24 protein-coding genes are annotated in these 24,266 nt (G+C 59.1%); 10 read left to right on the forward strand and 14 right to left on the reverse strand.

Annotated features, from left to right (window positions below; genetic code table 11):
- Positions 1-123 precede the first annotated feature (123 nt).
- Complete coding sequence (locus ABOK31_RS32130; protein WP_174173664.1) at positions 124-564, forward strand: Fur family transcriptional regulator; 441 nt, start codon at positions 124-126, stop codon at positions 562-564.
- An 80-nt stretch (positions 565-644) separates the two neighbouring features.
- On the opposite strand, the gene ABOK31_RS32135 is transcribed toward ABOK31_RS32130, so the two are convergent.
- Genes ABOK31_RS32135 through ABOK31_RS32150 form a run of 4 tightly spaced genes read right to left on the reverse strand, consistent with a single transcriptional unit; the run spans position 645 to position 4,163 of the window.
- Complete coding sequence (locus tag ABOK31_RS32135) at positions 645-1,490, reverse strand: metal ABC transporter permease (RefSeq protein ID WP_174173663.1); 846 nt, start codon at positions 1,488-1,490, stop codon at positions 645-647.
- Positions 1,487-2,347, reverse strand: a complete 861-nt coding sequence (locus tag ABOK31_RS32140; RefSeq protein ID WP_349961735.1) for a metal ABC transporter permease — start codon at positions 2,345-2,347, stop codon at positions 1,487-1,489. Before ABOK31_RS32140 ends, ABOK31_RS32135 begins: the two co-directional genes overlap by 4 nt.
- Entirely contained in the window at positions 2,344-3,249 is a 906-nt protein-coding gene (locus ABOK31_RS32145; RefSeq protein ID WP_349961736.1) for a manganese/iron ABC transporter ATP-binding protein, read from the reverse strand. The genes ABOK31_RS32140 and ABOK31_RS32145 overlap by 4 nt, the downstream gene beginning before the upstream one ends.
- Positions 3,246-4,163 carry a metal ABC transporter substrate-binding protein gene (locus tag ABOK31_RS32150; protein WP_349961737.1) on the reverse strand — a complete coding sequence of 306 codons (918 nt, stop codon included), beginning with the start codon at positions 4,161-4,163 and terminating at the stop codon, positions 3,246-3,248. Before ABOK31_RS32150 ends, ABOK31_RS32145 begins: the two co-directional genes overlap by 4 nt.
- 177 nt (positions 4,164-4,340) lie before the next feature.
- Here ABOK31_RS32150 and ABOK31_RS32155 point away from each other — a divergent pair, with 177 nt between their 5' ends.
- On the forward strand, positions 4,341-5,645 hold the full coding sequence (locus ABOK31_RS32155; protein ID WP_349961738.1) for an Nramp family divalent metal transporter: 1,305 nt from the start codon (positions 4,341-4,343) through the stop codon (positions 5,643-5,645).
- A gap of 128 nt (positions 5,646-5,773) precedes the next feature.
- Here ABOK31_RS32155 and ABOK31_RS32160 read toward each other — a convergent pair whose 3' ends face one another.
- Positions 5,774-6,058: an acyl carrier protein gene (locus tag ABOK31_RS32160; protein WP_174173659.1), complete on the reverse strand. Its 285-nt coding sequence runs from the start codon at positions 6,056-6,058 to the stop codon at positions 5,774-5,776.
- A 97-nt stretch (positions 6,059-6,155) separates the two neighbouring features.
- Here ABOK31_RS32160 and ABOK31_RS32165 point away from each other — a divergent pair, with 97 nt between their 5' ends.
- Positions 6,156-7,370 carry a beta-ketoacyl-[acyl-carrier-protein] synthase family protein gene (locus ABOK31_RS32165; protein WP_349961740.1) on the forward strand — a complete coding sequence of 405 codons (1,215 nt, stop codon included), beginning with the start codon at positions 6,156-6,158 and terminating at the stop codon, positions 7,368-7,370.
- Positions 7,371-7,483: 113 nt separating this feature from the next.
- Here ABOK31_RS32165 and ABOK31_RS32170 read toward each other — a convergent pair whose 3' ends face one another.
- On the reverse strand, positions 7,484-8,590 hold the full coding sequence (locus ABOK31_RS32170; RefSeq protein ID WP_349961741.1) for an LLM class flavin-dependent oxidoreductase: 1,107 nt from the start codon (positions 8,588-8,590) through the stop codon (positions 7,484-7,486).
- 127 nt (positions 8,591-8,717) lie between these two features.
- On the opposite strand from ABOK31_RS32170, the gene ABOK31_RS32175 reads away from it, so the two are divergent.
- On the forward strand, positions 8,718-9,275 hold the full coding sequence (locus ABOK31_RS32175) for a winged helix DNA-binding protein (RefSeq protein WP_349961742.1): 558 nt from the start codon (positions 8,718-8,720) through the stop codon (positions 9,273-9,275).
- 134 nt (positions 9,276-9,409) lie between these two features.
- A complete protein-coding gene (locus ABOK31_RS32180) occupies positions 9,410-10,195 on the forward strand; it encodes a methyltransferase domain-containing protein (protein ID WP_349961745.1) in 786 nt (261 codons plus the stop codon).
- Positions 10,196-10,290: 95 nt separating this feature from the next.
- Here the strand turns inward: ABOK31_RS32180 and ABOK31_RS32185 are convergent, their stop codons facing one another.
- A complete protein-coding gene (locus ABOK31_RS32185) occupies positions 10,291-11,514 on the reverse strand; it encodes an MFS transporter (protein WP_349961747.1) in 1,224 nt (407 codons plus the stop codon).
- Between the two features lie 135 nt (positions 11,515-11,649).
- Here ABOK31_RS32185 and ABOK31_RS32190 point away from each other — a divergent pair, with 135 nt between their 5' ends.
- Positions 11,650-12,243 carry a TetR/AcrR family transcriptional regulator gene (locus tag ABOK31_RS32190; RefSeq protein ID WP_349961748.1) on the forward strand — a complete coding sequence of 198 codons (594 nt, stop codon included), beginning with the start codon at positions 11,650-11,652 and terminating at the stop codon, positions 12,241-12,243.
- Positions 12,244-12,259: 16 nt separating this feature from the next.
- Here the strand turns inward: ABOK31_RS32190 and ABOK31_RS32195 are convergent, their stop codons facing one another.
- Positions 12,260-12,910, reverse strand: a complete 651-nt coding sequence (locus ABOK31_RS32195) for a glutathione S-transferase family protein (RefSeq protein WP_349961749.1) — start codon at positions 12,908-12,910, stop codon at positions 12,260-12,262.
- 141 nt (positions 12,911-13,051) lie between these two features.
- Positions 13,052-13,978, reverse strand: a complete 927-nt coding sequence (locus tag ABOK31_RS32200; protein WP_350019320.1) for a LysR family transcriptional regulator — start codon at positions 13,976-13,978, stop codon at positions 13,052-13,054.
- 135 nt (positions 13,979-14,113) lie between these two features.
- Between ABOK31_RS32200 and ABOK31_RS32205 the strand changes: the two genes are divergently transcribed.
- Both ABOK31_RS32205 and ABOK31_RS32210 read left to right on the forward strand, forming a co-directional pair.
- Positions 14,114-14,824, forward strand: a complete 711-nt coding sequence (locus ABOK31_RS32205; RefSeq protein ID WP_349961753.1) for an SDR family NAD(P)-dependent oxidoreductase — start codon at positions 14,114-14,116, stop codon at positions 14,822-14,824.
- 179 nt (positions 14,825-15,003) lie between these two features.
- The gene (locus ABOK31_RS32210; protein ID WP_349962844.1) at positions 15,004-15,270 is read left to right on the forward strand and encodes a WGR domain-containing protein; all 267 of its coding nucleotides are present in this window, start codon (positions 15,004-15,006) and stop codon (positions 15,268-15,270) included.
- 59 nt (positions 15,271-15,329) lie between these two features.
- On the opposite strand, the gene ABOK31_RS32215 is transcribed toward ABOK31_RS32210, so the two are convergent.
- Entirely contained in the window at positions 15,330-15,533 is a 204-nt protein-coding gene (locus ABOK31_RS32215; protein WP_047631453.1) for a cold-shock protein, read from the reverse strand.
- 337 nt (positions 15,534-15,870) lie between these two features.
- Between ABOK31_RS32215 and ABOK31_RS32220 the strand changes: the two genes are divergently transcribed.
- The gene (locus tag ABOK31_RS32220) at positions 15,871-17,529 is read left to right on the forward strand and encodes an acetolactate synthase large subunit (RefSeq protein ID WP_349961755.1); all 1,659 of its coding nucleotides are present in this window, start codon (positions 15,871-15,873) and stop codon (positions 17,527-17,529) included.
- Positions 17,519-18,910 carry an aldehyde dehydrogenase family protein gene (locus ABOK31_RS32225; RefSeq protein WP_349961756.1) on the forward strand — a complete coding sequence of 464 codons (1,392 nt, stop codon included), beginning with the start codon at positions 17,519-17,521 and terminating at the stop codon, positions 18,908-18,910. The genes ABOK31_RS32220 and ABOK31_RS32225 overlap by 11 nt, the downstream gene beginning before the upstream one ends.
- Positions 18,911-19,066: 156 nt before the next feature.
- On the opposite strand, the gene ABOK31_RS32230 is transcribed toward ABOK31_RS32225, so the two are convergent.
- The 4 genes from ABOK31_RS32230 to ABOK31_RS32245 form a co-directional block, all read right to left on the reverse strand.
- Positions 19,067-21,001, reverse strand: coding sequence for a methyl-accepting chemotaxis protein (locus ABOK31_RS32230; protein WP_349961758.1), 1,935 nt, complete (start codon positions 20,999-21,001; stop codon positions 19,067-19,069).
- Between the two features lie 540 nt (positions 21,002-21,541).
- Positions 21,542-22,522 carry an ABC transporter ATP-binding protein gene (locus ABOK31_RS32235; protein WP_349961760.1) on the reverse strand — a complete coding sequence of 327 codons (981 nt, stop codon included), beginning with the start codon at positions 22,520-22,522 and terminating at the stop codon, positions 21,542-21,544.
- A gap of 3 nt (positions 22,523-22,525) precedes the next feature.
- Entirely contained in the window at positions 22,526-23,350 is an 825-nt protein-coding gene (locus ABOK31_RS32240) for a carbohydrate ABC transporter permease (RefSeq protein ID WP_349961761.1), read from the reverse strand.
- Positions 23,347-24,210 (reverse strand): sugar ABC transporter permease, encoded by an 864-nt coding sequence (locus tag ABOK31_RS32245; RefSeq protein WP_349961763.1) that lies wholly within the window; start codon positions 24,208-24,210, stop codon positions 23,347-23,349. The genes ABOK31_RS32240 and ABOK31_RS32245 overlap by 4 nt, the downstream gene beginning before the upstream one ends.
- Positions 24,211-24,266: the final 56 nt, after the last annotated feature.

The raw sequence follows: 24,266 nt of genomic DNA on the forward strand, positions 1-24,266 counted from the left end.
CGGATCGTTGCGACGCAGTGTCGATGACTGTAAAGCAGATGGGATTGCGCCTAGGCTTGGCGTGGAATATCGCCGCAGGCTCACGATAATTGCGGTGCGCCGAAGGTATTTGGGTTCTGATCCATGGATGAAAAAAAAGATATTGCCGGGCTTTGCAAGGAGAAGGGGCTGCGCCTGACGTCTCCGAGACAGGCGATAGCCAAGGTTTTGTCCGAGGCGTCGGATCATCCCGACGCGCTGGAAATTCATCGCCGCGTCACCGCGATCGATCCCGGCATCGCGATCGCCACCGTCTACCGGACTTTGAGCATCCTTGAGGAAAATGGCATCCTCGAGCGTCATTCCTTCGGAAATGGCCCCGCGCGCTTCGAAACTGCAGATCAGGAGCACCACGACCACCTGATCAATCTGGAGACCGGCACGATCATTGAATTCCGGTCCGATGAAATCGAGCGCCTTCAGGAAGAAATCGCGCGAAAGCACGGTTTCGAGATTGTCGGGCACAAGCTCGAGATCTATGTCAGACCCTTGAAAGGAACGCGTGGCCGCAAAAGAACGGGATAGTCAGACCCGCTTTGGACCTGCCGGTCAAAAATGGGAAGTGTCCTCGGGGCGGCATCGTACCGCCTCTTCCGACGGAGGATCTATCTGACGTCATCTGCCTCGACCAATGCCGCTCTGCGGGTGGCGCGCACGAAGGCAAGAATGAAGAGCGCGGCAAGCAGAAGCACGATGGTCGGCGCCGGTGCGCTGTCGATGAAGAAGGACAGATAGACGCCGGCAAAGGAGCCGATCACGGCGATCGCCACTGCCAGAAAGAGCATCGTGCTGAACTTGCGGGCAAGCAGAAAGGCGATCGCTCCCGGCGCGATCAGCATGGCAACCGCAAGGATGAGGCCGACCGCCTGCAGGGCACCGACAATGGTCAGCGAGATCAGCCCCAGCAACCCATAATGCAGCAGCTTCACCCGCAGGCCGACGGCGCGTGCTTGGGCCGGATCGAACGCATGCAGCAGAAAGTCCTTCCACTTGATGCCGATGATGGCTGCTGTGATCGCGGCGATGACGGCCGCCATGCCGATATCGTGCCGGGAAACGCCGAGCATGTCGCCGAACAGGATATGATCGAGATGCACCTCGGAGCGGACTTTGACATAAAGGACGAGACCGAGGCCGAACATGCCGGAGAAGACGACGCCCATCACCGTATCCTGCTTGATGCGGCTATTGTCCTTGAGAAAGCCGGTGGCGATGGCGCAGAACATGCCGGCAGCGAATGCGCCGATGGCAAAGGGAAAGCCGGCAATATAGGCCATGACCACGCCGGGGAAGACCGCGTGGCTGATCGCATCGCCCATCAGCGACCAGCCCTTCAGCACCAGGAAACAGGAGAGAAGCGCCATCGGCACGGCAACGAGCATCGAGATTGCCAGTGCATTGACCATAAAATCGAACCGGATGGGGGAAAGGATGGTGTCGATCAAGCTCATCGTTCATCCTCCAGCGCATGCACCGCTCGCCGGCGTGCCGCCAGCATGCCATGCTTGGGTGCAAGGAAGAATGCGATCAGGAAGATCGCCGTTTGCAGCACCACGATGATGCCGCCTGTGGCACCGTCGAGGAAATAGCTCGCATAGGCGCCGACGAAGCTCGTCAGCGAGCCGATGGCGACGGCGATCGCCAATAGTTTCGGGAAGCGGTCGGTGAGCAGATAGGCTGTCGCGCCGGGCGTCACCACCATGCAGATCACGAGGAAGGCGCCGACCGTCTGAAGGGCTGCAACCGTCGAGGCCGAAAGCAGGGTGAAGAACATCAGTTTGAGCGCCGTCGGATTGAGCCCGATGGAGCGCGCATGACTTTCATCGAAGAAGGTAACCATGAGGTCCTTCCATTTCACCAGCAGGATAGCCAGGGAGACGAAGCCGATGATCGCGAGTTGTAGCGTGTCACCGGGCGTAATGGCGAGAACATTTCCGAGAACGATCGTCTGTATGTTCACCGCCATAGGTTTCAGGGATACCATGAACAGGCCGAGCGCGAAGAAGGAAGAGAAGGTCAGGCCGATAATGGCATCCTCCCGCAGCTTGGTTCGTTGATTGAGAAAAAGCATCGCGGCGGCGGCGAGACCGCCGGAGAAGAAAGCGCCGAGAGAAAAGGGGAGCCCGAGCATGTAAGCTCCTGCGACACCCGGTACGATTGCGTGCGAAAGCGCGTCGCCGATGAGCGACCAGCCCTTGAGCATGAGATAGCAGGATAGGAAAGCGCAAACGCCGCCGACAAGCGCGGAAACCGACATGGCATTCAGCATATATTCATAGGCAAAGGGTTCGAGGATGCCGGTCATCATTCGCGGCGCCCTCCGTCGACTTCGGCTCCTTGGATGGCCGCTCTGCCATCTTCGAGAACCATCGGGCGTTCGTCGTCGCCGAGCACGCGGACCGCCGCCTTCGCGCCATCTTGTGTCCTGTTCAGCACGAAATGACGCAGCACGCCTCCGAATGTTTTCTCGAGATTCTCTTGTGTGAAGGTACCGGCCGTCGGCCCGCAGGCGAGTACGGTGCCTTTGATGAGAACGGTCCGGTCACAGAACTCCGGCACGGAGCCGAGATTGTGGGTCGACACCAGCATCACGCGACCCTCGTCCCGCAACTCGCGGAGGAGCTTGATGATCTGCTCCTCAGTCTTGACATCGACGCCCGTGAACGGCTCGTCCAGGAGAATGACGCGGCCGTCCTGCGCCAGCGCACGGGCGAGGAAGACCCGTTTCTTCTGGCCGCCGGAGAGCTCTCCGATCTGACGCTTGCGAAACTCGCTCATGCCTACGCGGGCAAGCGCGGCGGCGACCGCTTCGCGGTCGGCCACCTTGGCGATGCGCATCATGCCCATATGGCCATAGCGCCCCATCATCACGACATCCTCGACCAGAACCGGAAAATTCCAGTCGACCTCTTCGGCCTGCGGTACATAGGCGACAAGGTTCCTGTGCAGCGCATCTTCGATCGGCATGCCGAGCACGCGGATTTCGCCTCTCGCAAGCCGGACAAAGCCCATGATGGCCTTGAAAAGGGTGGACTTTCCCGAACCGTTTACCCCGACCAGCGCAGCGATCGTCCCTTTGGGAATGCGAAAGCTGGCATTCCGAAGGGCCGTATGCCCGTTGCGATAGGTAACGGTGGCATTCCTGACCGTGATGCCGGAGCCCGCATCGTCGGATGCGGGCCGGTTAGCGCCATTGCCGGAGGCGCTCATTGCGGCAGACCTTCGCTCAGACCCTTGGCGAGTGTCTCGGAGGTCACTCGCAAAAGGTCGAGATAGGTCGGCACCGGACCATCGGCCTCGCTCAGGGAATCGACATAGAGCAAGCCGCCATAATGGGCACCCGTTTCGCGGGCGACCTGTCGGGCTGGTTTATCGGAAACCGTACTCTCGCTGAAGACGGCGGGAATCCGGTTTTTCCTGACTGTGTCGACGACCTTGCGCACCTGCTGCGGTGTCCCCTGCTGGTCGGCATTGATCGGCCAGAGATAGAGTTCCTTCAGACCGAAATCGCGGGCCAGATAGGAAAAGGCGCCTTCGCTCGATACCAGCCAGCGCTTGTCCTCAGGGATATTGCCGAACGTTTCGCGGATCGGAGCGATCGTCGCCCTGATCCTTTCCTTATAGGTCTCGGCGTTGGCCTCGTAGGTATTGGCGTTTTCCGGGTCGTATTTGGCGAAGGCGTCGCGGATATTGTCGACATAGATGATCGCGTTCTCGGGTGACATCCAGGCATGTGGGTTGGGTTTGCCTTCGTATGGGCCTTCGGCGATGCCCATCGGCTCTATGCCGGTCGAGACGACGACATCCGGAACATCCTTGAGATTCCGATAGAATTTCTGGAACCAGAGTTCCAGATTGAGTCCGTTCGAGAAAATGAGCTTTGCCCCCTGCGCCCGCTGGATATCTCCTGGCGTCGGCTGATATTCGTGGATCTCCGCACCCGGTTTGGTAATGGATTCGATGGTCGCAGCGTCGCCCGCAACGTTCCTTGCCATGTCGGCGATGATGGTGAAGGTCGTGACCGCCTTGAATTTTTCTTGAGCAGCGACTGGGGCCGCTGCCAGTGCGACGGCAAATGCGCCCGCCATTCCTGCCAGGACAGACCGTCTCACCTTATCGAACATACTCACCTCCTGATTAATATTCAGACTTAATTGCATCTGGCGGTCGGTCTTGTCCTTTTTTGCAATTGATAATGATTAGCAAAAAGGGTTGACGCCCGCCCGATTTCCCATATCGTGCAATTAAGAATGAGTTGCAAGTAAAAATCAGCGACAGACCCCTCAGGCTGGAGAAATGCGATGACGGAAATAGTGAGGCAGCCGACATTGTCGGAGCGGACGGATGAGCAGATCCGAGAGGTGCTTGCCGGACGGCGGCGAGGCATCCGCGCGATGCTGCTTTTTGCCGGCCCCGCCATGATCGCCTCCATCGCCTACATGGACCCCGGCAACTTCGCGACGAATATCCAGGCCGGCTCCAGCTATGGCTATTCGCTGCTATGGGTGGTGCTGATGGCGAATTTGATCGCCATGCTGTTCCAGGCGCTGTCGGCCAAACTCGGCATCGTCACGGGCCGCAATCTCGCCGAAATATGCCACGATCAGTTTTCGACGCCGGTTCGCATCGCGATGTGGATTGTCAGCGAGGTCGCGGCCATGGCGACCGATCTTGCCGAGTTCCTCGGCGGCGCCATCGGGCTATCGCTGCTTTTCCAGATGCCGCTTCTGGCGGGGATGGCGGTAACCGCCATCGTCACCTATGGCGTCCTCCTGTTCGAGGGACGCGGCTTCCGGCCGATGGAGCTCATCATCGGCGCTTTGGTGGCCGTCATCGGCCTTTGCTACGTCATCGAAATGTTCATTGCGCCGGTGGCCTGGGGACAGGTTGGCATGGGGCTGATAACCCCATCCATGCCTGATATGACTGCGCTGACCATCTCCGTCGGCATTATCGGCGCAACGGTCATGCCGCATGCCGTCTATCTGCATTCCGGCCTCACGCAGCATCGCGCGCCGGCCCGCAACGATTTCGAGCGGCAGAAGCTGGTCCGTTTTTCGAATTGGGAATGCATCATCGCGCTGGCGGTGGCGGGCGCCGTCAATATCGCCATGGTGGTCATGGCGTCCGCTGCCTTTCATGCCGGCCATCCGGAGGTCGCCGAGATCGAGACCGCCTATCATATGCTGACGCCGCTTCTGGGTGGCGCGGCAGCTGCCGTCTTCCTCGTATCGCTGATGGCGTCAGGCATTTCGTCGTCGGCTGTCGGTACCATGGCGGGCCAGATGATCATGCAGGGCTTCGTCGGCTTCCACATTCCGATCTGGCTGCGTCGTCTCGTGACGATGCTGCCGGCCTTCGTGGTCGTCCTCTTCGGCGTCAACACGACCGACGCCCTGCTTTACAGCCAGGTCGTCTTGTCCTTCGCGCTGCCGGTTCCGATGATCGCACTCGTCATGTTCACGCGCAATCGCGCCATCATGGGGAATTTCGCAAATGGCCGGCTGACCGATATCGCCGCGATCGTCGGAACGATCGTCATCCTGTGCCTGAACGTGGTCCTGCTTCTCCAGACCTTCGGCATTCCGCTCCCCGGGCTCGGCTGAGCCCGTCGCGCCCGGCCTGATAGAGAAGGCCAGCTCGAAAAGCATCACATCATTCGGCAGGAAGGGCGGCAGGCCGACAGCTCGCCGCTCGATGACGATACGCGTCGCGTCTCAACTAAAGGATTTCTTCAGCCGTTCGATGCTTGCTTTTGATTTGCCGCAATCGCGTATTCTTCTGCGAGACGATAGATGTCTCCAATACAGTCGATCTTGCCGCGGAGTTCGGTGGGGCTGGCGGGGATTTCAAGGCCTGTCTTATCTTCAATGAGATACAGAATTTCGATGAAATCGAACGAGTCGACATTGAATTCTTCCAGCTTCCGGTCTGGCGTCAATTCAGCAGGCGGAACACCGAGAAAATCCGCGATCAAATCGCGCAGCTTGTCGGCGATGGGGGGGTGTGGCTCAGTCATTTATCTCTCCACAAAACTGGGTTGCGGGAAGCCGGTTATTCCATCGCAAGATTAAGCTGGGCTGAAATGTTGATGTCGAGACGCTGAGGAGAATAGCATGCGCAGAGTAGCGATTACCGGTATGGGCGTCGTCGCTGGGACGGGCAATGGAGTTGAGCCATTCTGGCAGGCCGTCAAAAGTGGACGGCACTGTTTCGGCCCTCTGGAAGGCTTCGACGAAAGTCGCCTCAATATCCGTCATGGCGCAGTTGCGCGTGATTTTCAGCCGGACCAGCAGATCAATCGCAAGAAACTCGGCTATCTCGATCGCTTCGCGCAACTGGCATTGTCAGCCGCTCACGAGGCGATAGGGGATGCGGGTATTGAGTGGACCGAGACGCTCAAGCGCAATACGGGCGTCATAACCGGCTCGACGATCGGCGGGCAGGCAACCCAGGACGAAGCTTTTCTGAGGCTCTATGGCAGCACGGTGCGGCCCGTCAATCCGGTTACCATTCCCAAAGTGATGCCTTGCGCTGCGACGGTTGCGATTTCGATAGATTTCGGTCTGACCGGGCCGTCCTACACGCTTTCGACGGCATGTGCTTCATCGGCCCATGCGATCGGTCAGGCCTTCTGGATGGTGCGCCAGGGCACGCTGGATATGGCCATTGCCGGGGGAAGCGAGGCGCCTTTCAGCTTCGGCTATCTGAAGGCATGGGACGCGTTGCAGGTCGTCGATCCCGAGCCTTGCCGGCCTTTTTCCAAGGACAGGCAAGGCCTGAACCTCGGCGAGGCCGGCGCAATACTGGTACTGGAACCCCTTGACGACGCCATCGCTCGCGGAGCCAAAATCTATGCCGAAATCGTTGGCTTCGGCATGTCCGCCGATGCGCATCATCTCACCCAACCGCAGCTGGACGGGCCGGTCAGGGCAATGCAGTCGGCTCTGAAGGATGCTGCGCTCGAGCCGGCGTCCGTCGATTACATAAATGCACATGGCACCGGCACGCCGACCAACGATGCGATGGAATGCCGCGCGATCCGCACGGTTTTTGACACCCGGGCGGACCAGATCGCGGTCAGCTCGACAAAAGCGGTGCACGGCCACGCACTTGGTGCTGCCGGAGCTTTGGAGGCGATCGCCACGGCGCTTGCCATAAAGACCGAAACAATACCGCCGACCGCCAATTTTACCGTGGGCGATCCGGAATGCGATCTCGACGTCGTGCCCAACGCGGCTCGCTCTCAGCCGATCCGCGTCGCATTGAGCAACTCCTTTGCCTTTGGCGGATTGAATGCGGTCCTCGCTTTCACGCGATATGATGCCTAGCTTCATTGGAGGCCGGAGAGAATAAACCTTCTCTCCGATCGGCGTTTCTGTGAATGTTCTGATCCAAAATGACGCCATTTCCGATGACGGGCAGGGGTGAACCTGGCCCGTCCTTATGCTGACGCATCCGCCGCCGTCGAGACTGGCCTGCGAATGCCCGCCTGCTCCAGCAGCGGCAGCACCTGATCGCGGAAATACGGGAACTCCGCATTGTAGTCGACGAAGGAGAGGGTCGTCCCGCCGAACCCGGCCTGATGAAGGGCAAGCAGGCCCTCCGCAATCTGCTCGGGCGTTCCGACGAGCGGAAAGCCACCATGCCCCGCCGCCATCCGGTCGCGGATCAAGGCCAGCAGGTCATGCGGAAAGGATTGGGCATGGGCAAATTGCAGGCGCACCAGATTGTCGACGGCTTCCCAATCGGCATTGTCCTTCCCGAAATGCTGGAGATAGTCCCGAGCCTCCTTCTCGCTCGGCCGGCACACGACATGGGCGAAGGTGAGAACACCGAGATTGCGGCCGGCGGCCTTGCCCTGTTCCTTGAGCTCGGCGATTTCAGCCGCCGAACGGTTCAGGTCGATCGCCGGCGTAAACAGGAAGTCGGCGTTGCGCACGGCAAATGCGCGGCCTTGGCCGGAGCCTGCCGCATTGAGAATGGGAGCGCGACGCTGCGGGCGGGGATCGCCGAGCACGTTCTTCAGGTGAAAGAACCGTCCATCATAGTCGAAAGCCTGATCTCGCTCCCACAGGCTCTCGACGACATCGAACCATTCCTCGGCATAGGCATAGCGGCTTTCATGATCGGCCGGCAGATCAAGCCCCAGCGCCTCATATTCCGGCTGGTTCCAGCCGGCCACGACGTTGAGGCCGATGCGGCCGCCGCTGATCTGATCGATCGTCGCCATCTGCTTGGCGACTACGACCGGATGATTGGCGGCCGTGTGAATGGTGGCAAAGACGTTGATGTTGGTGGTGCTGGCAAGCAGGCCCGCCGCCCAGGTCATCGTTTCCAGCACATTGCCGTGAAAATTGGTCTCGCCGCCATAGCCAATCCATCGGGCGATCGGCAGCATGAAATCGATGCCCGCCTCGTCCAGCTGGCGGGCCAGCTTCAGATTGTTGTCCCAGGAATTGACCCAGCGCTCGTTCACTTTGGTGACGCTCATGCCGCTGGAGCAATTGCTGGCAAAAGTGCCAAGCAAAAACTGCCCTGCGGCGAACATGGAGTTCTCCGACATTTCGTTCCCTTTATTTTTTGATATAATTTACGATAGAAATTCTATTTGAAACTTCAAATTTGTCAACGCTTGCCGTCTCGGCATCATTTCAAACATCCTGAAAAGGAAGCATATGAGCACTGAAGCAGACGACCAGAAGGCCCAGCCGCAGGGTCTCGACCGGAGCTGGCACCTGGCGAAAACGCCTTTGCAAGTGGAGCTGACAGAGCTGGAATTCGCCCTCATGCGCGCATTCGAAGCCTTCGGACGTTGGCAGACCGAATGTCTGGCATCGGTTACGGGCCTTGCGGCGAGCGGTCCGGAAAATGCCATGCTGCATATCATCCGCATGCATGATCGGCCGAAATCCATCAAGGATCTCGCCCGTCTCGCCAATCGGGAAGACATCCCCAACATGCAATACAGCCTTCGAAAGCTGGTCGGCGCAGGCTTGGTGGAACGGAAGGGCAGCGGCCGTTCGGGCGTCACCTACTCAGTGACGGAAAAGGGCAGGGATGTCACGGACCAGTATGCCGCCGTGCGCGCGGCTCTTCTGGTGAAAGCCGTGCAGAGTGTCCCGAACATGGGACGGCGCCTGGAGGAGGCGGCAAGCACGCTCGACCTGATGACCGGCATCTACGAGCATGTGGCGAGAAGTGCGGCGACCCATCGTCGCTTTCCGGAGGAGTAGCTTTTTGAACCCGTCGAAAACAGACGAGGTTCATCAAGGCGAGCTGGTGCCCCTTCCTCGCAAAGCGTCTCTTCCGCTCGCGTTGCTTCTCCTTTATAGCTCCCGGTCCCGTAATGTCGGGCAGGAGGATGATCATGAATGCGAATGACGTCGCCGCTCATTGGGAAAGTAACGCCGAAACCTGGACCATCTACAGCCGCGCGGGCTACGACAAGTACCGCGATGCGTTGAACACGCCTGCCTTTCTCAACATGCTGCCGCCGGTCGCCGGTCTAAAGGGGCTTGATCTTGGTTGCGGCGAGGGTAGCAACACCCGGGCAGTCGCGCGCCTGGGTGCGCCCATGACGGGACTCGATATTGCGCCCACCTTCGTCAGATATGCCCGAGAGACGGAGATGCAAGATCCTCTCGGTATCGACTATGTGCTGGGCAACGGCCAATCTATCGATTTTCCGGATGCCAGTTTCGATTTTGTCACGGCCTTCATGTCAATGATGGATATGGCGGACCAGCAAGGCGCGTTGAAGGAGATAGAGCGTATCCTTCGTCCCGGGGGCTTCCTCCAGTTTTCCATTTTGCACCCTTGTTTCGTGCCGCCGACCCGCAAGAACATCCGCAACGAAACCGGAGAAGCGGTCGCCGTGCAAATCGCCGACTATTTCGACGAAAGCACCGGTCGGATCGATCGCTGGATTTTTTCCACGATCCCGGCCGAGGAGCGTGCGCAGTTGACGCCCTTCTCGATCCCTCGTTTCCATCGGACGCTCACAAGCTGGGTCTCGATGATCGTCAATGCTGGCCTGACCATCGAGGCCTTCGGCGAGCCGATGGCAAGCAGCGAAGTGGCGTTGGCAGAGCCGATAGTTGCCGATACACGTATTGCCCCGATCTTTCTGCATATCCGGGCGCGCAAGCCCTGACTTGCAAAGATATCGTTCTTGCTGGGTATGTGCCTCCCACTTGTGGGAAGCCCTAGGCTCTAAGGGCACGCTTGCCGATCTCCGCGCCAGTCCGCTCATTCCGCCAGCTGTGTGACGGTGGCCGGACTGGACGCTCGCGTTCCGGAAAGGCTTGTCTGGCCGAGCGTCACGACCACGACGGTTGTGATGCTTGCCGCGACCGAAACCCAGAAGCCGTTTGCAGGCCCGAAGCTGTCCACCACCCAGCCGGTGACGAAGGCACCGAGCGCCATGCCGATACCGATGCCGGTCATTACCCAGGTCACGCCTTCCGTCAGCATGGCTTCGGGCACGCGGCGTTCGATCAGGCCGAAGGCGGTAATGAAGGTGGGGGAAATCGCAACGCCGCTGAGGAAGACGGCAAAGGCTAGCAGAGCGACCGAGGTACTGGCAGCGAGAAGCGGCAGGGAGGTAAGGGCGAGAACGCTGACAGCAACCAGCAATTGGCGCTGCAACGGCATCTTGAGGTTCAGCGCTCCGATGATGAGACCGACGACGAAGGAGCCGAGGGCATAGACGCCGATGACGATGCTGGCGGCACCCGGTTGACCGAGCTGCTTGGTGATGGCAACGGCACTGACTTCCGCCGTGGCGAAGGTGGCACCGACGAAGATCAGGGCGAGCGTGATGATCTGGACCGGCCGCAGCCAGATCGCCGAGTGTTGCACGCCTTCGGAGCCGGCTGCGCGCACCTTGGGTTCGGTCGATCGCTGCATCAGAAAGGCTGCCGATCCAAGCGCGAGAAAGATGGTACTGGCAATCATCCCGGCTTCCGGGAACAGCGAGACCGCAAGCCCGACGGAAAGGGATGCGCCGGTGATGTAGACAAGCTCGTCGGCTGCCGATTCGAACGCGAAGGCCGTGTTCAACTCGGGTCGGTCTCGGAAGATCTCCGTCCAGCGGGCGCGCACCATGGCCGGTATGCTCGGCATGACCGCCGCGAAGAAGGCCGAGGCAAACAGCGTCCAGGCCGGCCAGACCCGGTTTGCCGCGATGACGAGAATGATGAAGGCGATGACCGAGACGATGGTGGCCGGCGCGACGACCGTACGCTGGCCGAGCCGGTCGACGAAGCGCGATATTTGCGGCGAGACGACAGCATTGGTCAGGGCGAAGGTCGCCGAAACGGCGCCGGCCAGCCAATATTCACCGTGTGTCTGCGACAGCATGGCGACGATGCCGATCGGAGCCATGGCAAGCGGAAGGCGGGCGAAGAAAGCTGCGGCCGAAAAACCCTTGGCGCCCGGTGCTCGGAAAATCTCTCTGTACGGATTGGACATCGGAACATTCCCTGGATTGGACGAAGTGACCCCACACATACGCGGCGTATGTGAATGAAATAATTGCATACGCTGCGTATGTCAACTAATATACGTGGCGTATGCAAATTAATGTGAGTGATCGACGGAAACGCAATGCGCAAACCTCGCAGTGAAATGATCGCCGAGACGCGAGCCAAGTTACTCGCCGCCGGTCGTAAGGCATTCGGCAGCGTCGGCTATGCCGAAGCATCGATGGATGACTTTACGGCCGCCGCCGGATTGACGCGAGGTGCACTTTATCATCATTTCGGCGACAAGAAGGGGCTGCTGCAGGCGGTTGTCAGCGAGATCGATGCCGAAATGGCTTCGAGGCTGTGCGCGCTTTCGTCGAAAGCGCCGTCGCGCTGGCAGGGCCTGGTCGACGAGAATGTTGGCTACGTCGAAATGGCGCTGGAGCCGGAAATCCAGCGCATCATGTTTCGCGACGGTCCAGCCGTGCTTGGCGATCCCTCTGGGTGGCCAAGTGCCAATGGCTGCATTGCGACGATCACCGAAAGCCTTCGTTGCCTTCGCGACGAGGGGATGATCGTCGATATCGACCCGGAGGCGGGCGCCCGCCTCATCAATGCGGCAAGCATTAGTGCCGCGCAGTGGATTGCCAATTCGGACGATCCAGAAGCGACGTCGAAACTGGCGGTCGGCGCTTTTCGGACGTTCCTAGAAGGCTTGCGGATCGAGAAGGACTGATTGGCCTTGCGCCCAGTCAGTCGCTCGATGCGGCGGTGAAGACTGCGAGCTGAGCTGCGAAAGCCCGTTTATATGCGGGCCTGGCTTCGCCGCGGGCGATATAGGCTGAGAGGTTCGGATAGTCCCGCAATAGGCCCGAGTCCTTCACTCTGAGCAGGACTGATATCATCATAAGATCACCGGCGCTGAATGCCTCCTCGAGCCAATCGGCACTGCCGAGGCGATCGGAAAGTGCCTTCAGCAGCTGGCGGATGCGTTCGTCGACCATGGACAGGCGCTGCTCATACCAACTCTGATCGCGCTCCTGGAACCTTGCGGTCGCGCGCTCGATGATCGGCGGCTCGACTGTGGAGAGAGCCGCAAACATCCATGTGATCGCCCGTGCGCGCGCGTTGGCATCGTCCGGAAACAGGCCGGCGTGGCGCTCTGCGATATGGAACACGATCGACCCCGATTCGAACAAGGCAAGGCCATCCTCTTCATAGGTCGGGATCTGCCCGAAGGGATGAAGGGCAAGATGCGCAGGCTCCTTCATCGCCTTGAAGGAGAGGAGGCGCACTTCGTAAGGCTGGTCGACTTCTTCGAGCGCCCAGCGAACGCGCATGTCGCGCGCCAGACCCCTGCCGCGATCCGGCGATTTTTCAAAGGCGGTGATCGTTATCGTCATTGCTGATCTCCATGACCTATCTGCCTTAAAGACGATTGGCCGAACGAAATTCCGACACTCCATTTTCAAGATAGTTTCCACGGTCGGGAACGACGTGGGCGAATGCTTCTCATTTTGCAGTTCACCGACTGCCGGATCAATTCATGGATAGGCCGCGCGGCAGACGCGCGTGATGATATTGCGCAGCCATCTATGGGCGGGGTCGGCGTCGACGCGCGGATGCCATATGGCGGCAATGAGTATTTCCGGCGTTTCGAACGGCAATTCAAAGCTTCGAACACCAAACTCGCCCACCGGTTCGTTCAGCTTGCTCTTGCCGAGGCAGGAGAGGGGGACAGCCGCGATGAAATCCGTCGAAGCGGCAATTCTCATTGCATCCGGAAAGCCAGGCACCACAACGCGGATTTCCCGCTTCAGACCTTTCCTGTCCAAGGCCTCGTCGACCACTTCGGCAAATTCTCCCCTTCTGGAAGCGGCGATGTGGGCGCAGGCGGCATAGCGCTTTGCTGTTATCGCCCCGCCCGTCAGCAGAGGATGGCCTTTCCGCGCCACTCCAACCAGCCGATCACGAAGCAGAAGTCGCGTGCGCAGCTCCGGCGCAGGCACACCCAGCACGCCGATTTCGAGATCGATCAGTCCTTCCCGCAGCATATGCGGCTCCTTGTCCTGCTTCAGCGCGAAGCGGACACGGACATGAGGGGCGGCTTGCGTGATAGCCGCGACGAGGGGTGCCGACAAAAGCTCGAGAAAGGCTTCACTCACGCGGATCGAAAACGTGGTGTCCAATGTGGTGACATCGAGTTCGCCGGCCGCAGCAGGCCGAAGAATGGCGCGCGCATCCTGCGTGACGGCGTGAACACGATCTTGAAGGGTCTCGGCAAACCGTGTCGGCACGAGGGATCTGCCCGCTCTGACGAGCAACGGATCACCCGTCACGGCACGTAGCCGCGACAGTGTGCGGCTCATGGCGGAGGGGCTCAAGCCGAGACGCTTCGCTGCTTCCGTCACGCTCCCCTCGGCAAGCAGGACATCAAGGGCGACGAGCAGATTGAGATCGATGTCTTCCATGGCAATTGGGTAGACCAGATCGATCAGCATGCCTAGCGTCTAACGCAACTATTCTTTGCATCCTGTGCGTCTGGCGAAATCCAGACCGGGCTTTCATATTGCTCGCACAACAAACAAACAGAGGAGGCATGCTCCATGCCGTCATCATCATCGTCCGCCGGCGGCATCCTGATCATCGGTGCGTCGCGCGGGCTCGGCCATGCCATGGCCGAGGAATTCTTCAAGAAAGGCTGGTCCGTCGTCGGCACGGTGCGGGCATCGGCAGCAAGGACGAAACTGCACGATCTGGCAGACCGTTCCGAGGGGCGTGTCGCCATCGAAACGCTTGACATCAACGAACCGGAACAGCTCGCCTCGCTGCGCGCGCGGCTCGACGACCGCGTCTTCGACATGCTGTTCGTCAATGCCGGGACGACGAATGTCCCGACCGAAACTATCGCGGAGGTGACCACCGAGGAATTCGTGCGTGTCATGGTGACGAATGCGCTGAGCCCGATGCGAACCGTGGAATGGCTGCAGGACCTCGTTTCGCCCAAGGGGCTGATCGGCGTCATGTCATCGGGGCAGGGAAGCGTCAGCAACAATACGACGGGCATGCGGGAGGTCTATCGCGGCAGCAAGGCTGCCTTGAACACATTGATGCGCAGCTATGCCGCCCGGCATGCAGATGATGCGCGTGCATTGGTGCTCATGGCCCCCGGTTGGGTCAAGACCGATCTGGGCGGTCCCGACGGGCGGCTGACGATCGAGGAAAGCATTCCAAACCTGGTGAATGTGCTTATCGGCCAGCAGGGGAAGCGCGGCCTTGAATATCTGGACTATCTGGGCCGAACGGTTCCCTGGTGATCCGTCGCCAACGCAGCACATGAGCCTTGAGGCATTGCTAGGCCGGAGGCGGCTCCAGGCCGCTTCGGCTGACGATTGTTCGGCGGATCGCCGAATACATAACGGAAATGAATCGAAGCTGGCCGACCGATTCAAAACACTCGTTGGACCGCAGCCGCGTGATCGACGATTCTTCCGGCATGCTCACTCAGCCCTATCATCTCTACATCGAACGCACCAATGCTGCGAAGAACATGGCCCGCTACTACGCGCTGGAGATATCGACGACATTGTTCGGGGACACCTGTCTCACCCGACGCTGGGGCCGCATAGGTTTCAGCGGACAGACGATGGCGCATCATTTCGAGGATGAGAGGGATGCCGTCAGAATGTTTCTCGCGCTGACGCGGCAGAAACGGGCGAAAGGCTACCGCCCATGCCCACTACAAGGCAGGGCGCTCAGATGAATTCTCATCGCGCCCGAGTGCACTACCCGAGATCTCGGGTAGTGACGTGTCCATAATGATTAGAGCGGTCTGACGTTTTCCGCCTTTGACTTGCCGGTCTTCCGGTCCTGACCCAGATCGTAGGAGACAGATTGCCCCTCCCTGAGCACGTTGCCGTATTGCAGAGCGGAGACGTGAACGAAAACGTCAGGTCCTCCGCTTTCCGGCGTAATGAAGCCAAAGCCCTTATCGGTGTTGAAAAACTTAACCGTGCCAGTTGGCATGATATCCCCATGTCTTTGCAGTTGATCGCGGCGGCAACCTAGCGGGCAACTGCTGTCAGATCAAGCACATCTGCTAATAGTGCCCGCCAAGTCCTGTGATCAAACGTGTTTTTTTGCACCAGATCGTCTTTGAAGCCTTGGCATCAGCGATAGCCATCCCTTCCGTGACTCGGCTTCGCCTGCTTTCGTCGAGCATTCGCGCGCAGCTCCGGTCATCTGCGGTAACTGGAATCTGATACAACTATGATGGACTAGCCCGTAAAAGGATCTATTCTTGCGGCCTGCCTCCCCGTTTTGGAGGCATCAATCGATCTGCCAACAAGCACGAGCTCCATCCATGACCAAAGGCTCCGATCTCCTAGTGGCCGCACTTGAGAACGAAGGTGTCGACCGCATTTTCGGTATTCCAGGCGAAGAAAATCTCGATGTTGTCGAGTCCATCCGCAAATCATCCATTCAACTGGTATTGACCCGGCATGAGCAGGCGGCCGCATTCATGGCCGCGACCTATGGCCGGCTGACGGGCAAACCGGGTGTCTGCCTGACGACGCTCGGGCCGGGCGCCTTGAACCTTTCGACGGGCGCGGCATACGCGCTGCTCGGAGCCATGCCAATGGTGATGATCACCGGCCAGAAAGGGATACTTTCGTCCCGGCAGGCCCGGTTCCAGGTGGTCGACGTGGTGGCGTCGATGAAGCCGCTCACCAAGCTTGCCCGGCAGATCGTCTCGCCGCAGATGATCCCGACGATGGTCAGGGAAGCATTCCGGATCGCACAGGAAGAACGGCCGGGGCCGGTCCATCTCGAGCTTCCGGAGGACATCGCCGCCGAGGAATGCGAACCGGTCGCCCTCATCGCCCCGCATCAGCTGGAGCTGCCGATCGCCAGTGACGCGGCGCTTGATCGCGCAGCTGGGCTCATCATCGCGGCGAAACGCCCGTTGCTCATGCTGGGCGCCGCAGCCTCGCGCCCCCGCTCGACATCGGACATCGCACAATTCGTCATCCGCACCGGTATCCCGTTCTTCACGACCCAGATGGGCAAGGGAACGGTCCCAGGCGGGACTGAGCTCTACATGGGCACCGCCGCATTATCGGAGCGAGACTATGTCCATGAGGCGATCGAACAGGCCGATCTCATCATCACCATCGGCCATGACACGATCGAGAAGCCGCCCTTCATCATGGGCAAGGGCGGTCCGAACGTCGTCCATGTCGGATATCAGCCGGCGACCGTCGAACAGGTCTATTTCCCGCAATCGGAAGTCATCGGCGACATCGGCCCATCGTTGAAGGCGCTGGCGGATCGTCTCGAAGGCAAGCTGCCGAACGCCCAGGCCCTGCTTCACCTGAGGGAACGCATCCTTGATCGCATCGCAGATCGAGCCACGGAGGATCGCTTCACGCCCCAGCGGCTGGTCCACGACATCCGCGAGGTCATGCCGCATGACGGCATTCTGGCGCTTGACAACGGCATGTACAAGATCTGGTTCGCACGGAACTATCGGACGCGCATGGCGAACACTCTGCTGCTCGACAACGCCCTTGCAACGATGGGCGCGGGGCTGCCGTCGGCCATGGTCGCCTCGATGCTCTATCCCGAGCGGCGCGTCATGGCGGTCTGCGGTGATGGCGGCTTCATGATGAATTCGCAGGAAATCGAGACGGCCGTCCGGCTGAAACTCAACCTCGTCATCCTCGTCATCGAGGATGATGCTTATGGCATGATCCGCTGGAAGCAAGCGGTGGACGAGTTCCCGGACTTCGGAATGACGTTCGGCAACCCGGATTTCGTGAAATATGCACAATCCTATGGCGCCAAGGGAACGAGGGTCGACGACATCAGCCAGTTCAAGCAAGCTCTCGAAGATGCCTTTTCCAGAGGTGGCGTTCATGTGGTGAACGTCCCCGTCGATTACTCGGAAAACGAGCGTGTGCTGGTGAAGGAATTGCGCGAGCGGCTTCCCGCCATTCTGGAGGATCAAGATGACGCCTAACCTGAAGGTCTATCAGGCATTCGATCGCGAGCTCATTGCGGAAATCCCGGCCGATGATGCGGGAGCTCTCGAGCGCAAGCTTGACGTCGCCGCGAGGGCCTTTGCCGACCGCGAGGGTTGGCTGCCGACGCATCGCAGGATGGCTATCCTCAGAAGGGCGTCCGAGCTTCTCGCGGAGAACCGTGACCGCTTTGCCATCATGATCGCCCGCGAAGGTGGCAAGCCACTGACGGATGCGATCATCGAGGTCACGCGCGGGATCGACGGTCTCGTCAACGCGGCAGACGAGCTGCGCAATTTTGGCGGCAAGGAAATCCCGATGGGCCTGACTGCTGCAAGCAGCAACCGATGGGCCTTCACCACCAAGGAGCCGATCGGCGTCGTGGCGGCAATATCGGCGTTCAACCACCCCCTCAATCTCATCATCCACCAGATTGCGCCGGCCGTGGCCGTCGGCTGCCCGGTCATCGTCAAGCCGGCCGCGACCACGCCGATCTCCTGCGTCGAGATCGTCAAGCTGTTCTGGGAGGCGGGACTGGACGAGCGCTGGTGCCAGACCTTCATCACGGAGGACAATGCGCTTGCCGAGAGCTTTGCTACGGATCAACGCGTTGCCTTCATGAGCTTCATTGGCTCAGCAAAGGTCGGCTGGTATCTGAAAAGCAAGCTGCCTCCAGGCACGAGATGCGCTCTGGAGCATGGCGGAGCAGCCCCCGTCATCGTCGATCGCAGCGCCAGCATCGAGGCAATTGTCGGGACGATCGTCAAAGGCGGCTATTATCACGCAGGGCAGGTCTGCGTGTCGGTGCAGCGCATCTTCGTACACAATGACATTCGAACCAACTTCACCGAGGCGCTCGCCACCAAGGTCGCAAGCCTCCGTGTGGGTGATCCCACGCTGAAAGAGACGGAGGTCGGGCCGCTGATCCTGCCGCGCGAGACTGAGCGTGTCGCAAGCTGGATCAAGGAAGCGACCGATGCCGGAGCAAGGCAATTCGGTGGAGGGCGACTGTCTGAGACTACGCTCCTACCTTCTGTCCTGCTCGATCCGCCGGCGGACGCCAAGGTGTCGCGGCTCGAGGTCTTCGGACCGCTGACCTGTGTCTATGGCTATAGCGACGTTGATGAGGCGATCGGCATAGCCAACTCGCTGCTGTATGCATTCCAGGCGAGCGTTTTTTCTGCGGACATAGCCGTTGCGCTCAAGGCTGCAAGGCATCTTGATGCATCAGCCGTGCTCGTCAACGACCACACTGCCTTTCGAACCGATTGGATGCCTTTTGCCGGGCGCAGGCAGTCGGGATATGGTGTCGGGGGTATTCCATGGACGATGGAAGAGATGGCCGACGACAAGATGGTGGTATTCAACGGGGTCAGCTAGGCGAACCCCGGAAAAGCGTCATCACCGGACTATCCGGCGATGGTGTTGCAGCAACCAATGGGGCGCTGTCTCGGTGCGACAAGATCGCGGTCAGCTTGACCGCGATCCTGATTGTGAAGCCTGGCAATCCTTTTAGGATTGGAGAAGACCTAAAGATCAAAACTCTTCCCAGGACGCCGATGCGGCTGCGGCCGCGCCGGAACCACCGAATGCGCCGGCGATTTTGGAGCGGAGCGCACGCGCAGGCGATGCGGCAGGGCTGGATCGTTCCGTTGCAGCGGCCGGTCGCGCATGGCTGCGGCCATTTTGCAGGTTGAACTGTCTGAGCAGCTCATTCAGGGACGTTACCTCCTTGGCAAGGCTGTAGCTTGCCGCGGTGGATTCTTCGACCATGGCAGCATTCTGCTGTGTGCCCTGATCGATGCTGTTGACGGCCGTGTTGATCTCCTGCAGGCCGGTCGCCTGCTCGCGGGCTGCCTCGACGATCGCTCGCACGTTGCGGTCGATTTCTTCGACTTCCTTGACGATCTGCTGGAGCGATTGCCCGGTTCTGGTGACGAGGTTGACGCCACTGTCGACCTGCTGGCCCGATGTCGAAATCAGCGCCTTGATCTCCTTGGCGGCCGTGGCGGATCGTTGCGCCAGCTCGCGCACCTCCTGCGCGACAACGGCAAAGCCCTTGCCCGCTTCGCCCGCCCGCGCTGCCTCGACGCCGGCATTGAGAGCAAGCAGGTTCGTCTGGAAGGCGATATCGTCGATAACGCCGATGATGTTGCTGATCTCGCCCGAGGACTTTGAGATAGCCTCCATTGCGGCAATCGCTTCCTGCATGACTTCGCCGGATTTTTCGGCGCCGATGCGCGCGCGTCCGACCAGCGAGCTCGCTTCCTCGGCGCGCCGGGTGGAATCCTTGACGGTGGTGGTGATCTCCTCAAGGGCGGCCGCTGTCTCCTCGACGGAGGCTGCCTGCTGCTCGGTGCGCTTGGAGAGATCATCGGCGGCGGAGCGGATCTGGCTGGCGCCGGCGGCAATGGCCTGACCTCCCTGGCCAACGGAACGCAGCGTTTCCTCCAGTTTCGCCATCGAGGCGTTGAAATTCGCCCTCAGGCGGTCGAGGTGATCGACGAAGGGCTGCTCGATGCGATAAACTAGGTTGCCGTTCGAAAGCTCGGCCAGGCCGCCTGCCAGGCCATCGACGGCAAATTGCGTGTCCGCCGCATCCTTGGCCTTCTGCGCTTCGCGTTCAAGTCTTTCCTTCTCGGAGAGGCTACGATTGGCGCTCGCCTCCTGTTCCAGTCTTATTCGCTCGATGGCATGGTCGCGGAAGATGGAGACGGCCGCAGCCATCTGACCGACTTCGTCTTTGCGCCCAATGCCGACGATCTGCTCATCGGTATTGCCGTCGGCGAGGGAAACCATGCGCGCCCGCAGCCGTTCGATGGGGGTGGCAATGCCGCGAGTGGACGCGAGAACGGCGATCGCAATGGCCGCGGCAAAGAGAAGGCCAAGCGCGATCAGAGCATTTGTAATGGTGCTGCTCGCATGTTCCGCCAGCATGTTGCTCTTGTCATTGATGTTCTTATTGAACGTATCGAGCCACTGGCGAACCGAAACCACCTCGTCATTGATCATCGGATCCACCTGCTTCAAGAGCTTGGCGGCGGTGTCGTTGTCATCGACCAGACCGGCTTTTACGGCTTGATCCGTAAGGACGATGATATCATTGGCCCTTGAGGCCAGCTTTTCCACGGCATCCGCTTCAGCGGGCATCAACTGTTTAACGTTCGCGAAACGCTGCAGAAGAATTTGCTTATTCTCCTCATAGTCCTTCGAAAACGTCGCCATCTCCGGGTCCTTGGCTGTATATTGCAGGATCTGGTAGGCGTTGTAACTCATGGCGGTTATGCGCTGGCTGGCTCTCGACATTTCCACCGCTGCCGCTTCATTTTTGGCAATGAAATTCGAGTAGGTGGCAACCGTGTCCCTATAGTGGTTCGATACGACAAGGACACCTGCGATCCCGATCAGACAGATCGGAATGATGATGGAGAGCACCTTCGTGCGGATCTTGGCGTTCTGAAAGAATGACATGGCGGCTCGTTGATTTTTAGCGAGCTGGCGGCTGCCTACACCACGAAGATTGATATAGGTCGGCGATTGCCTGCTCTGAACGTCGGGAACATTGCAGGTAAGGAGCATCCTGCTCGTCGCATTCGGCGCTGCAATATTAAAGAAGCCAGATATGTCTGAGAAAATAATTAACGATGACCAACATTAAATAATTTTATTGAAATAATTCATAGGCTTGAGCGGTAACTTCAAATTGTATAATTCGAAATTATTTGCAAATCAGCAGTAGTTTCTTGACTGAAACGAAGTGCATCTGCTTGCAACATACAGTGCGGGAATAGCAAGCTTGCGTCGAGATGCAGTTCTTGATTGTCGTTATTGCGTGGAAGAGCGAACAAACTGCAACCGCCTCCTACATTAGCGCATGCTATAGCCTTTTAACTGGGTCGTCTTGGCGGCCATATCCCAGTCGGCGCATTTCTTGACCTTGGCGATGAGGTTGCCGTCACCACGGATTTACGGCCCGGCATCTCTTGAATCAAGATTAATCGTGGCTCGCTCCTATGAGAATCTGTGCTCCTTGCCGGTCAACGGCGTGGCGAACAAAGTCTCGCCAATCTGGATCGGCCGATCGCCATCGGTGCGTGCGACAAGCGATACCAATTCGGGGACATCCAGATGGACGACCGTGTCGGCCCCGAGCCGTTCGATATGGCGCACTTGCCCTTGCCATTTTCCTTCCGCCGCGGAAAGTGCGATATGTTCCGGCCGGATTCCGTAGGTCCCGCACCCCTCCCTGGCAGCGATTTCGCCTTCAAACAGGTTCATCTTCGGCGATCCGATGAAGCCTGCGACGAAAGGTGTGGCCGGGTTATGATAAAGGTCCATCGGCGTTCCGATCTGTTCGATCCGGCCACCGTTGAGCACGACGATCTTGTCTGCCATAGTCATGGCCTCGACCTGATCATGGGTGACATAGATCATCGTTGCTCCGAGTTTGGCATGGAGTTCGGTCAGTTCCATCCGCATCTGCGACCGCAAGGATGCGTCGAGATTGGAGAGGGGTTCGTCAAACAGGAAGACCTTTGGATTGCGAATGATTGCCCGGCCGATCGCGACCCGTTGCCGTTGACCGCCGGAGAGCGCCTTCGGCTTTCGATCCAGCAGATGCGAGAGCTGGAGAATATCGGCCGTCTGCCGAACCTTTTCCTCAATCTCAGCCCTGGGGCGCTTGGCGAGCGAAAGACCGAAGCCGATGTTTTCGCTGACGGTCAGATGCGGATAGAGCGCGTAGGACTGAAACACCATCGCGATGCCGCGTTCCGAAGGCTCGGCGTCCGTCACATCCTTGCCGTCGATGGAGATCCGGCCCGAGGTCGAGGTTTCCAATCCCGCGATCATGCGCAGAAGAGTGGACTTTCCACAGCCGGACGGGCCGACGAAGACGCAGAATTCGCCTCCTTCGACGGTCAGATCGACACCGTTCATCACGGTCAAACTGCCGAAGTCCTTGCGGATATTTTGAAGAACGACACTTGCCATGGTTCATCCTTTCACTGCGCCGGCCGTCATGCCTGCTACGATCTGCCTGTTGAAGAACACGAAGACGATGAGCGGCGGGATCGTCACCAATAGAATATTCATGAAAAGAAGATTGTACTGCGTTTGAAACTGTCCCTGAAAATTGTAGAGCGTCAGCTGTACCGTTACGTTTTCTCTGCCAGGCAGGTAGTAGAGAGGGTTCGTGAAGTCGTTGAAGATGGCGATCGACTGCACAACGATGATGGTCACGGTCACGGGCTTCAGCAGTGGCAGCACGACGCGAAAGAAGATCTGCAACGGCTTTGCTCCATCGATGATCGCCGCCTCATCGAGATCGCGTGGGATTGTGGCGATGAAGCTACGGAACATGAGGACGGTAAAGGCAAGACCATAGGCAACCTGAATCAGTATCATTCCCGATATGGACTTGAAGAGGCCGATCGACTGCAGGACCCAGATGGTTGGCACAACGGCAGGCGGAATCATGAGGCCGGCGAGAACACAACCGTAGATAATTCTATTCCAGCCGGATGGGCGACGCTGCAGGATGTAGCCGACCATGGCACCGAGCAGAACGAGAAGCGAAACGGCAGCAACAGTGATAACGGTCGAATTGAAATATGCTAGTAGAAGCATATAATTACGCGTTTGAATAACCTCGATGAAATTCTGCAGCAGGTGCCATTCCTGAGGCAGGGTAAAAGTCAATGATGCAGCATCCTGCTTTGTCTTGGCAGCGGTTATGAAGATGAACAGGAAGGGCAAGACGAATATCAAGCCACAGGCAACCAGGGATGCAATGCCGGTATAAAGCTGACGGCGTGTCAAAGGTCCACCTCCCTACGGTTAAACCAGGCTGTTATCGGTAGAATGATCGCGCCGATGAGGATGAACAGGATGACATTCCCGGCCGTCGACAGGCCATAAAATCCAGCCTGATACTGCTTGTAGATAACGCTTGCCAGCACATCCGAGGAGAAGCCGGGCCCACCGCGCGTCATTGCCCAGATCAGGTCGAAGCTGCGCAGTCCACCGATCAGCGACAGGGTTACGACGGTAATCGTTGCCGGTTTCACCAGCGGAACGGTGACGCGGAAAAACATCTGGCGACGTGTCGCACCGTCGATCCTGGCGGCTTCGTAATAATCGGGGCTGATCGAGGCGAGACCGGCGATGTAGATGACGGTCGCCAGGCCGATGCCCTTCCAGAGATCGACGAAGACAATCGAATAGAGCGCCAGGGCCGGGTCCGTCAGCCAGCCGGGTCCGTGAATGCCTATGGCGGCAAGCGTGACGTTGATCAGGCCGCGGGTCGGATGCATCAATACGGAAAACGTGATGCCGACGCCGATCGTCGATACGAGAACCGGAAAGAAGATCACAGTGCGCAGCAAGCCCTGCGCCCAGATGCCCGAGGTCAAAAGGACTGCCAGCAGCAGACCCAGGATCGTCTTTGTGGCGGAGGTCATCACCGCATAGATGATCGTGTTGACCAGGCCCTGGATCAAAAATGGTTCCCGGAAGAACTGGCGATAATTGTCCAGGCCGATGAACTGGGTGGTAAAGAGATCCCAGCGTGTCAGGCTGAACCAGAAGGAAGCGGCAGTCGGCACCAGAAAGAGAACCGTGAATATCACGGCCGCCGGTAGGACGAACCAGTAGGGATAAGGTGATTTGCGTGTGGCCATGGAGCTACCTTGCGCCCCCACCCGGACCGGTGCCGGGCGGGGGATCGGCTGGGAGG

Source organism: Rhizobium sp. ZPR4 (assembly GCF_040215725.1).
Taxonomy (GTDB): domain Bacteria; phylum Pseudomonadota; class Alphaproteobacteria; order Rhizobiales; family Rhizobiaceae; genus Rhizobium; species Rhizobium rhizogenes_D.